The organism is Streptococcus mitis, from assembly GCF_001579035.1.
GTDB lineage: Bacteria > Bacillota > Bacilli > Lactobacillales > Streptococcaceae > Streptococcus > Streptococcus mitis_J.
In genome coordinates, this window is record NZ_KQ970287.1 from 307,152 (window position 1) to 315,741 (window position 8,590).

The window sequence follows — 8,590 nt, forward strand, 5'->3', positions numbered from 1 at the left end:
AAAAGAAAACCAAGCCACAAAGATATCGAGCGTGTTCAGCTGGGATGCGCTATGATGCAAGCAACATTTCATTTGATGGGATATTAAGAAAGGAGATTCTCATGACACTTTTAGATGTAAAACACGTTCAAAAAATTTATAAAACTCGTTTTCAGGGCAACCAAGTAGAAGCTCTCAAGGATATTCACTTTACCGTCGAAAAGGGTGACTACGTTGCCATCATGGGTGAGTCTGGTTCTGGTAAATCAACTCTTCTCAATATTCTAGCTATGCTGGATAAACCAACTCGTGGTCAGGTTTACCTGAATGGAACAGACACAGCAACCATTAAAAATTCACAGGCTTCTAGCTTCCGTCGTGAAAAGTTGGGCTTTGTCTTCCAAGACTTTAACTTGCTAGATACTCTGTCTGTTAAGGACAATATCTTGCTTCCGCTTGTCTTGTCAAGAAGACCCATTACGGAGATGATGAAGAAATTGGTGGTGACAGCTGAGAATCTAGGTATCAACCAATTGCAAGAGAAGTACCCTTACGAGATTTCTGGTGGTCAGAAACAGCGTGTAGCAGTAGCCCGCGCCATCATCACAGAACCTGAAATTCTCCTTGCGGACGAACCGACAGGAGCTCTTGACTCCAAGTCATCTGCAGCTCTTCTTGATGTTTTTGATGAAATCAATGAGCGTGGCCAAACCATTCTCATGGTAACCCACTCCACAGCAGCAGCTAGCAGAGCCAAGCGTGTGCTCTTTATCAAGGACGGAATTCTTTATAATCAAATCTACCGGGGAGAGAAGACAGAACGTCAGATGTTCCAAGAGATCTCTGATACCTTGACTGTCATGGCAAGCGAGGTGAATTAGTATGTTTCGATTAACCAATAAGTTAGCGGTATCGAACTTGATTAAAAACCGCAAACTCTACTATCCTTTTGCGCTGGCTGTTCTCTTGGCAGTCACTGTCACCTATCTCTTTTACTCTCTAACTTTCAATCCTAAGATTGCGGAAATCCGTGGAGGATCAAGCATTCAAGCTACTCTAGGATTTGGTATGTTTGTCGTCACCCTTGCGTCAGCCATTATCGTCCTCTATGCCAATAGTTTTGTTATGAAAAACCGTTCCAAGGAACTGGGAATTTATGGCATGTTGGGCTTGGAGAAGCGTCATCTGATCAGTATGACCTTTAAGGAGTTAGTGGTGTTTGGGATTCTAACTGTTGGAGCAGGTATCGGTATTGGAGCCTTGTTTGACAAGTTGATTTTCGCTTTCTTGCTCAAACTGATGAAATTGAAGGTGGAACTGGTCGCTACCTTCCAGATGAAAGTTGTCATTACAGTACTTCTTGTCTTCGGTTTGATTTTCCTAGGCCTCATGTTCCTGAATGCCCTTCGAATCGCCCGTATGAATGCCCTCCAGCTCTCGCGTGAGAAAGCAAGCGGAGAGAAAAGAGGTCGTTTCCTACCTCTCCAAACTATTCTTGGTTCCATAAGTTTAGGGATTGGCTATTATCTTGCCCTTACAGTAAAAGATCCTCTTACAGCTTTAACAACTTTCTTCTTAGCTGTTTTGCTGGTTATCTTTGGTACCTATCTCTTGTTTAATGCAGGAATTACCGTTTTTCTTCAAATCTTAAAGAAAAACAAGAAATACTATTACCAACCAAATAATCTTATCTCTGTTTCCAACTTGATTTTCCGTATGAAGAAAAATGCGGTTGGACTAGCAACCATCGCTATCTTGTCAACAATGGTTTTGGTAACCATGTCAGCAGCGACAAGCATTTTCAATTCCGCAGAATCCTTTAAAAAAGTTCTAAATCCTCATGATTTTGGGTTTCAGGGCAAAATGTTGAAAAAGAAGACTTGGACAAACTCTTGAGCCAGTTTGCAAGTGACAAAGGTTATAAGATTAAAGAGAAAGAAGTTCTTCGTTACGCTTACTTTGGTGTTGCAAACCAAGAAGGAAATAAGTTAACTATTTTTGAAAAAGGACAAAATCGTGTCCAACCCACAACAGTTTTCATGGTATTTGACCAAAAAGATTATGAAAATATGACTGGTCAAAAACTGTCTCTATCAGGAAATGAGGTCGGACTCTTTGCCAAGAATGAGGGAGTTAAAGAACAGAAAACTCTAACTCTGAATGATCATCAATTTTCTGTCAAAGAAGAATTTAATAAAGATTTTATTGTCAACCATGTCCCAAATCAGTTTAATATTTTGACTGCTGATTACAATTACCTTGTTGTACCTGATTTACAAGCCTTTTTGGATCAATTCCCAGATTCGGCTATCTATAATCAGTTTTACGGTGGCATAAATGTAAATGCCAGTGAAGAAGAACAACTCAAGGTCGCTGACGAGTATGATAAATACCTCGATCAATTTAATGCTCAATTAAACACGGAAGGTAGCTATGTTTATGGTAGCAATCTATCAGATGCTCGTTCTCAGATGAGTGCCCTCTTTGGTGGTGTCTTCTTTATCGGTATTTTCCTATCCATTATCTTTATGATCGGAACCGTTCTGGTCATCTACTACAAACAAATTTCTGAAGGCTATGAAGACCGTGAGCGTTTTATTATCTTGCAGAAAGTTGGTTTAGATCAAAAACAAATCAAGCAAACCATCAACAAACAGGTTTTAACTGTTTTCTTCCTTCCTTTGCTTTTTGCCTTCATACATCTAGCCTTTGCCTACCATATGCTTAGTCTGATTTTAAAAGTGATTGGTGTAATAGATACGAATATGATGTTGATTGTGACCTTGTCTATCTGCGCTATCTTCCTCATCGCCTATGTGCTGATTTTCATGATTACCTCAAGAAGTTATCGCAAGATTGTCCAAATGTAAAAAAAGATACCTCGACTTCAAAATCGAGGTATTTCTTGTATTCTAATACTCTTCGAAAATCAAATTCAAACCGCGTCAACGTCGCCTTGCCGTACTCAAGTACAGCCTGCGACTAGTTTCCTAGTTTGCTCTTTGATTTTCATTGAGTATTAAATGCTGAAAAGTTGTCCGAGCAGGAAAGTAACGCCCATGGTCAAGAGGCCAATAGCAAGGTTCCGAATCATAGCAGTTTTGGTTGGGGCTTTTCCAAGTCTGGCACTAGTGTAGCCAGTGAGAAGAAGGGCCACACCGACGATAAGGACAGTAGCAGGGATGCGGTATTCACTTGGGAAAATGGTCACTGACAGCATTGGTGGTAAGCTACCAAGGAAAAAGGAAATAAAGCTAGAGATGGCAGCATGCCAAGGATTGGTAAACTCTTCATACTCAATCCCATATTTTTCCTCTACCAAAGCCTTGAGTGGATTATTTAAAAAGGCTTTGTTGGTGAGAAGTTGGGCTGATGTTTCACACTCGCCATTTTGAATATAGGCAGCATAGAGGGACTTTTTGGCTAACTCTATATCTTGGTCTAGCAAGAGTTGCTCACGCGCAACGGCTGCTTCCTCGGTATCTTTTTGAGTTGAAACGGATACATATTCTCCACCTGCCATTGAAAAGGCACCAGCTAAGATAGCCGCAAAACCTGATAAAAAGATAATCCAGATATTGCTTGTAGCACTGGCAACCCCGATAACCACACCAGCAATGGAAATAATTCCATCGTTAGCACCAAGAACACCAGCACGCAGGATATTTAAACGACCTGCAAAATTTGAATCAATTTCGTGATTTGTTTCTGACATACTATTCTCCTTTTTATCCAGTATAAAGGAAACAGGTAATGAAATCAATCTTTTAAAAGTATCTGAAAAAAGTTGCACGATTTTAATGATATAAAAATGTCGACATCTTCTCTAATAGATCAAACACCGAAGGTAAAGAGTATAGAATATCATAAAAAATTTTAAATTAAATATGAAAATCATTTTGTTCACTTTATAATCGTTTACAAGAGAATAATTAGTATTAAATCAAATAAAATCCAACTATTTTACGAACTTTTTTATATTTTTTACGTAAAACGCTTTACAAGTTCTTGGAAACATGATATAGTAATAAAGCTTAGAAAATGAGATGATGTTTTCTAGCAAATATAAACCCGAGTAAAAAATGCCTACGGACAGGCAGGGTTGAATGCCGAAGCGTGGTTGAAAAACCACATTATTGATAGGGTTAAAAGCCTACTTTTATAAGTTGATGTTAGGACACTTATCCTAATTCATAAATTTTTAGTGTGGTGAAAGCACACGTCATCTTGTGAAACGATCAATAAAGTACGTAATATTTGCTACTAGAGAGTTAGGAAACATCGGGAACAGACATACTCAACAGAAACAAACATAAAAACGTCAGAAGATTGCAGAGCAGGTGAAATCCTGCTCTTTTTTCATGAGTCAACCTTTAGTTCCTTAGTTTTCATAAGGTCCTAAAAATATTGAAAGGAGTATGTCTTGAAGGAGTTAGATCAAAACCAAGCCCCAATTTATGAGGCCTTGGTGAAGTTACGCAAGAAAAGGATTGTTCCCTTTGATGTTCCAGGCCACAAGCGTGGACGGGGAAATCCAGAACTTGTCGAACTCTTAGGTGAAAAATGTGTTGGCATTGATGTCAATTCGATGAAACCCTTGGATAATCTTGGCCATCCCATTTCGATTATTCGAGATGCGGAGGAATTGGCTGCAGATGCTTTTGGAGCTAGCCATGCTTTTCTAATGATAGGGGGAACAACCTCATCGGTGCAGACTATGATTCTTTCTACCTGCAAGGCTGGAGATAAGATTATTCTGCCACGTAATGTCCATAAATCTGCTATCAATGCGCTGGTTCTATGTGGTGCTATTCCCATCTATATCGAGATGAGTGTGGATCCTAAGATTGGTATCGCTTTAGGTCTTGAAAACGACCGAGTAGCCCAGGCCATAAAGGACCATCCAGATGCTAAGGCCATTTTGATTAACAATCCTACTTACTACGGAATCTGTTCAGACCTAAAGGGGTTGACAGAAATGGCTCATGAAGCTGGCATGATGGTTTTAGTAGATGAAGCCCACGGGGCGCATTTGCATTTCACTGATAAACTTCCAATTTCTGCTATGGATGCAGGTGCTGATATGGCAGCAGTTTCCATGCATAAATCTGGTGGGAGTTTGACCCAAAGTTCGCTTCTTTTAATCGGGGAGCAGATGAATCCTGAATACGTACGTCAGATTATCAATCTTACCCAGTCAACATCCGCCTCTTATTTGTTGATGGCTAGTCTGGATATTTCGCGTCGCAACTTGGCTCTTCGTGGTAAAGAGTCTTTTGAGAAGGTCATTGAGTTATCAGAGTATGCTCGTCGTGAAATCAATGCTATCGGTGGCTACTATGCCTACTCAAAAGAGTTAATAGATGGTGTCTCGGTATGTGATTTTGATGTAACCAAGTTGTCAGTTTACACTCAGGGTATTGGCTTAACAGGTATCGAGGTTTATGACCTCTTACGAGACGAATACGACATTCAGATTGAGTTTGGTGATATTGGTAATATCTTGGCCTATATTTCGATTGGTGACCGCATCCAAGACATCGAGCGTTTGGTCGGTGCTTTAGCAGATATCAAGAGACTATATTCACGAGATGGGAAGGACTTGATAGCAGGAGAATATATCCAGCCCGAGTTAGTGCTATCTCCTCAGGAAGCCTTCTATTCAGAGAGAAAAAGTTTGACCTTAGATGAGTCTGTTGGACAGGTCTGTGGGGAATTTGTCATGTGCTATCCTCCAGGGATTCCTATCTTGGCTCCTGGCGAACGCATTACACGAGAAATTGTAGAATATATCCAATTTGCCAAGGAACGTGGTTGCTCCCTCCAAGGGACGGAAGATCCTGAGGTCAATCACATCAACGTCATTAAGAGAAAGGAGAACTAGATGGATTTATGGTTTTCTGAAGTTCATACTCCAGATGTGAAATTGTCCCTGAGAACAGCCAAGCAACTCTACGCTGGTAAAAGTGAATGGCAGGATATCGAAGTCTTGGATACGCCAGCTTTTGGGAAAATACTTATTTTAAATGGGCACGTCTTGTTTTCAGATGCGGATGATTTTGTCTACAATGAAATGACCGTCCACGTTCCCATGGCTGTCCACCCAAATCCAAAGAAAGTCTTGGTTATTGGGGGTGGTGACGGTGGTGTTGCCCAAGTATTAACACTCTATCCAGAATTGGAACAAATCGATATTGTAGAACCAGATGAGATGTTGGTTGAGGTCTGTCGTGAGTATTTCCCAGATTTTGCTGCGGGGCTAGATGATCCTCGTGTTACCATTTACTACCAAAATGGGCTACGCTTTTTGCGAAACTGCGAAGATGATTACGATATTATCATCAACGATGCGACAGATCCATTTGGACATACGGAAGGCCTCTTTACCAAGGAATTTTACGGAAACAGTTACAGAGCCTTGAAAGAAGACGGTATCATGATTTACCAGCATGGGAGTCCTTTCTTTGACGAGGATGAGTCGGCTTGCCGAAGCATGCACCGCAAGGTCAATCAAGCCTTTCCAATTAGTCGTGTCTACCAAGCCCATATCCCAACCAGTCCAGCTGGCTATTGGTTGTTTGGATTTGCATCGAAAAAATACCACCCTGTCAAAGATTTTGACAAGGAAGGCTGGAAAAAACGCCAGCTTTTCACAGAATACTACACTGCAAACTTACACGTGGGAGCCTTTATGTTGCCCAAGTATGTTGAGGACATTTTAGAAGAAGAGGAAGGAAAAAAATGAGTCGTTTACTAGTTATTGGATGTGGGGGCGTTGCCCAAGTTGCTATTTCAAAGATTTGCCAAGATAGCGAAACCTTTACAGAAATTATGATTGCCAGTCGTACCAAATCAAAATGTGATGACTTGAAAGCGAAGCTAGAAGGTAAAACAAGTACAAAGATTGAGACAGCTGCTCTTGATGCAGATAATGTCGAAGAAGTCATTGCCTTGATCGAAAGCTACAAGCCAGAAGCTGTTTTGAATGTAGCTTTACCATATCAAGATTTAACCATTATGGACGCTTGTTTAGTAACAGGTGTTCACTATATCGACACGGCCAACTATGAGGCAGAGGATACAGAAGACCCTGAATGGCGTGCTATTTATGAGAAACGTTGCAAGGAACTTGGTTTTACAGCCTACTTTGACTACTCATGGCAGTGGGCTTATCAGGAGAAATTCAAAGAAGCAGGTTTGACTGCTCTGCTTGGATCTGGCTTTGACCCAGGTGTGACTAGTGTCTTTTCTGCCTATGCTCTCAAACATTATTTTGATGAAATCCACTATATCGACATTTTAGACTGTAATGGTGGTGACCACGGTTATCCATTTGCGACCAACTTCAACCCAGAAATCAATCTACGCGAGGTTTCTGCGCCAGGTTCTTACTGGGAAGATGGAAAATGGGTTGAAGTCGAAGCTATGTCTATCAAGCGTGAGTACGATTTCCCTCAAGTTGGACAAAAAGACATGTATCTCCTTCACCATGAAGAAATCGAATCATTGGCCAAGAACATTCCAGGTGTCAAACGCATTCGTTTCTTTATGACTTTTGGTCAATCTTACTTGACGCACATGAAATGTCTTGAAAATGTTGGACTCCTTCGTACGGATGCCATTAACTTCAACGGCCAAGAAATTGTTCCAATCCAATTCTTGAAAGCCTTGCTTCCAGATCCTGCCAGCCTTGGCCCACGTACTGTTGGTAAAACCAATATTGGATGTATCTTTACAGGTGTCAAAGACGGCGTTGAAAAGACCATCTACATCTACAATGTTTGTGACCATCAGGAATGTTACGCAGAAGTTGGTTCGCAAGCTATTTCTTACACGACAGGCGTTCCAGCCATGATTGGGACAAAATTGGTTATGAACGGTACTTGGAAACAAGCTGGAGTGTACAACCTTGAAGAATTGAATCCAGATCCATTTATGGAAGCTTTGAATGAGTACGGTTTGCCATGGGTTGTGGTTGAAAATCCACAAATGGTGGACTAATGAAGCTAGAACAAGTACCAACACCAGCCTATGTTGTTGACTTAGCCAAGTTAGAAGCCAATTGCCGTATTCTACAATATGTACAAGAAAAAGCCGGTTGCAAGGTTTTGCTTGCTCAGAAGGCGTATTCCCTTTATAAAACCTATCCCTTGATTAGCCAGTATCTATCTGGCACAACTGCAAGTGGTCTCTATGAAGCTAAGCTCGCTAGAGAAGAGTTCCCGGGGGAAGTCCATGTATTTGCGCCAGCCTTTAAGGATGCAGACTTGGAGGAATTACTTGAGATAACAGACCATATCGTTTTTAATTCTGAGAGACAGTTGCGTAAGCATGGTTCGCGTTGTCGTGAGGCTGGTATCAGTGTTGGTTTACGTCTCAATCCTCAATGTTCAACACAGGGTGACCATGCGCTCTATGACCCTTGTGCACCTGATTCTCGTTTTGGCGTAACTTCAGACAAGATACCGAGTGATTTGCTGGAATTGGTAGACGGCCTTCATTTTCTATACCCTTTGCGAGCAGGGAGCAGATGATTTAGAGACAACTTTGAAAGCTGTAGAAGAGCAGTTTGGTCCCTACTTACATCAGGTCAAATGGCTCAATATGGGGG

Annotated in this window: 5 protein-coding genes and 2 pseudogenes; 6 read left to right on the forward strand and 1 reads right to left on the reverse strand. The window is 41.1% G+C overall.

Going from position 1 to position 8,590, the window contains the following annotated elements:
* The first annotated feature begins 101 nt into the window (after positions 1 to 101).
* Positions 102 to 860 carry an ABC transporter ATP-binding protein gene (locus SMIDD26_RS05940; RefSeq protein WP_000173372.1) on the forward strand — a complete coding sequence of 253 codons (759 nt, stop codon included), beginning with the start codon at positions 102 to 104 and terminating at the stop codon, positions 858 to 860.
* A 1-nt stretch (position 861) separates the two neighbouring features.
* A pseudogene (locus tag SMIDD26_RS05945) lies at positions 862 to 2,849 on the forward strand (ABC transporter permease).
* 149 nt (positions 2,850 to 2,998) lie between these two features.
* On the opposite strand, the gene SMIDD26_RS05950 reads toward SMIDD26_RS05945, so the two are convergent.
* Positions 2,999 to 3,694, reverse strand: coding sequence for a VIT1/CCC1 transporter family protein (locus tag SMIDD26_RS05950; protein WP_061439470.1), 696 nt, complete (start codon positions 3,692 to 3,694; stop codon positions 2,999 to 3,001).
* A gap of 708 nt (positions 3,695 to 4,402) precedes the next feature.
* On the opposite strand from SMIDD26_RS05950, the gene SMIDD26_RS05955 reads away from it, so the two are divergent.
* The 4 genes and pseudogenes from SMIDD26_RS05955 to SMIDD26_RS05970 all read left to right on the forward strand — a co-directional run.
* A complete protein-coding gene (locus SMIDD26_RS05955) occupies positions 4,403 to 5,863 on the forward strand; it encodes an aminotransferase class I/II-fold pyridoxal phosphate-dependent enzyme (RefSeq protein ID WP_061439471.1) in 1,461 nt (486 codons plus the stop codon).
* Positions 5,864 to 6,724 carry a polyamine aminopropyltransferase gene (gene speE, locus SMIDD26_RS05960; RefSeq protein ID WP_000366713.1) on the forward strand — a complete coding sequence of 287 codons (861 nt, stop codon included), beginning with the start codon at positions 5,864 to 5,866 and terminating at the stop codon, positions 6,722 to 6,724. It abuts the gene before it with no gap.
* Positions 6,721 to 7,980 carry a saccharopine dehydrogenase family protein gene (locus SMIDD26_RS05965; RefSeq protein ID WP_061439475.1) on the forward strand — a complete coding sequence of 420 codons (1,260 nt, stop codon included), beginning with the start codon at positions 6,721 to 6,723 and terminating at the stop codon, positions 7,978 to 7,980. Before speE ends, SMIDD26_RS05965 begins: the two co-directional genes overlap by 4 nt.
* A pseudogene (locus tag SMIDD26_RS05970) lies at positions 7,980 to 8,590 on the forward strand (carboxynorspermidine decarboxylase); the annotation flags it as partial. The gene SMIDD26_RS05965 and the pseudogene SMIDD26_RS05970, both read left to right, overlap by 1 nt.